The organism is Desertihabitans aurantiacus (assembly GCF_003344635.1).
In the GTDB taxonomy this organism is placed as follows: Bacteria; Actinomycetota; Actinomycetes; order Propionibacteriales; family Propionibacteriaceae; genus Desertihabitans; species Desertihabitans aurantiacus.
The window spans coordinates 1-2,185 of the sequence record NZ_QPKK01000410.1 but is presented as its reverse complement, the minus strand read 5'-3'; the positions used below and the strand labels follow the sequence as shown (position 1 = coordinate 2,185).

The following is a 2,185-nucleotide window of genomic DNA, read 5'->3' as shown; positions in this document are numbered from 1 at the left end:
CGCGCCGGCCGGCTGAGGGGGTCGCTGACCGCGCTGCTGCGCCCCACCCGGCACCAGCTCGTGCTGGGCGTCGTGCTCGGGCTGGTGGCGATGGGCGTGGTCATGCAGCTGCGGGCCCAGGGCGAGCAGCAGGGCTTCGCCAGCGCCCGCCGCGCCGACCTCATCCAGCTGCTCGACGGGCTGTCGGCCGAGACCCGGCGGCTGGAGGACGAGCTCAGCACGCTGGAGAGCACCCGCCGAGAGCTGGAGTCCGGCGCCGGGGCCGAGCAGGCGGCCCGCGAGGAGGCCACCCGGCGGCGCGACGAGCTGGCCATCCTGGCCGGCACCGCGCCGGCCGAGGGGCCGGGCATCCGGCTGCGGATCACCGACCCCGAGGGCAGGGTCGGCTCCCAGGTGATGCTGAACGCGGTGGAGGAGCTGCGCGACGGCGGCGCGGAGGTGATCGAGATCAACGACTCGATCCGCGTCGGCGGCTCCACCTGGTTCGCCGACGGCCCGGACGGCCTGCTGGTCGACGGCCAGGTGGTCACCACCCCGATCACCGTGGAGGTGGTCGGCGACCCCGTCGCCCTGGAGGGAGCGGTCCGCTTCCGCGGCGGGCTGGTCAGCCAGATCAGCGGCCCGCAGGTGGGCGGCGACGTCCGGGTCACCCAGTCCGACCTGCTGGAGATCGACAGCGTCCGGCCGGCCGAGGACTTCCAGCACGCCGAACCGGTCGAGCCACCGCGCTGAGCCCGTCCCGACGCCCGGTCCCGGCCGGCCTCGCGGCGCGGCGTGGTCGGTGGCTTCGACCTCGACGTGACGGTTAGGGTGATCGGTGAACGTGGCTCCGCCCCCGGAGCGGGGGTCGGCCACGGCGACCGCCGACCGAAGGAGCGCCAGATGCCCGGCTTCCCCGAGGACCTGAAGTACACCGCCGAGCACGAGTGGGTGCGCACCGGCAACGCCGGTGTCGTCCGGGTGGGCATCACCAGCTACGCGGCCGAGCAGCTCGGGGACATCGTCTACATCTCCCTGCCCGAGGTGGGGGAGGCGGTCGCGGTCGGCGACGCGGTCGGCGAGCTCGAGTCGACCAAGAGTGTGTCCGACGTCTTCGCCCCGCTGCCCGGGGTCGTCTCGGCGGTCAACTCCCAGCTCGACGAGGCGCCCGAGACGGTCGGCAACGACCCCTACGGCGACGGGTGGCTGTTCGAGCTCGAGCTCGACGCGGACGCCGACCTCGACACGCTGCTGGACGCCGACGGGTACGCCGCCGAGACGGGGGCCTGACCCGATGGTCTACTGCCACCACTGCGGACACCCCAACCCGCGCGACGCGAACTTCTGCGCCCGGTGCGGCGAGCGGCTGAGCAAGCTCGACCCCGAGCCGGCGCCCGGCCGGGAGTCGCCGGTGGACGGCGACACCACCACCGTCATCGGCATGGTCGGCGAGGACCCGGACGCGCCCGAGCTCGACCCCGACCAGCAGGCCGCCCTGCAGGCGCTGCCGCAGGGCTCGGCGCTGCTCATCGTGCAGTGGGGGCCGGGGGCCGGGTCGCGCTACCTCATCGACTCCGACACCCAGACCATCGGACGCCACCCGCGCTCCGACGTCTTCCTCGACGACATCACCGTCTCCCGCCACCACGTCACCCTGCAGCGCTCGGAGGGCCGGGTGGTGGTGACCGACCAGGGCAGCCTCAACGGCACCTACGTCAACCGCCGGCTGATCGAGGGCCCGACCCCGCTCAACCCCGGCGACGTCCTGCAGATCGGCAAGTTCCGGATGGTCTACCACGTCAGCCCCCGGGGGCTCTCCTGACCGTGCCCGAGGCCACGGACTGATGGCCGCCCAACGCAGCATCGGCCAGGTGCTCGCCGTGCTCAAGAGCCAGTTCCCCGACGTCTCCATCTCCAAGATCCGCTTCCTGGAGTCGGAGGGTCTGGTGGCCCCGGAGCGCGCCCCCTCGGGCTACCGCAAGTACTCCGAGGCCGACATCGAGCGGCTGCGCTACATCCTGCGGGTGCAGAAGGACCACTACCTGCCGCTCAAGGTGATCCGGGAGCACCTGGAGCAGATGGACCGCGGGCTCGCCCCGCCGCCGATCCCCGACCCCCGGCCGGCCGGCCCGCCACCCGGGCTCGGCGCGGCCCAGCCCGCCGCGGAGGGACGTCCGGGGACGGCCGGCCAGGCGCCGGCCCAGCC

At 74.1% G+C, this 2,185-nt stretch carries 4 protein-coding genes; all 4 read left to right on the top strand.

What is annotated here, in order from left to right; all coding sequences use genetic code 11:
• On the top strand, positions 1 to 732 hold a 732-nt coding region (locus tag DVA66_RS19640; protein WP_332872898.1), incomplete at its 5' end, for a DUF881 domain-containing protein.
• Positions 733 to 882: 150 nt separating this feature from the next.
• On the top strand, positions 883 to 1,269 hold the full coding sequence (gene gcvH / locus DVA66_RS19635; protein ID WP_114561491.1) for a glycine cleavage system protein GcvH: 387 nt from the start codon (positions 883 to 885) through the stop codon (positions 1,267 to 1,269).
• Positions 1,270 to 1,273: 4 nt separating this feature from the next.
• The gene (locus DVA66_RS19630) at positions 1,274 to 1,801 is read left to right on the top strand and encodes an FHA domain-containing protein (protein WP_114561490.1); all 528 of its coding nucleotides are present in this window, start codon (positions 1,274 to 1,276) and stop codon (positions 1,799 to 1,801) included.
• Positions 1,802 to 1,820: 19 nt separating this feature from the next.
• Positions 1,821 to 2,185: transcriptional regulator FtsR (gene ftsR, locus DVA66_RS19625; RefSeq protein ID WP_157974162.1), on the top strand; the 365-nt coding region annotated here is incomplete at its 3' end.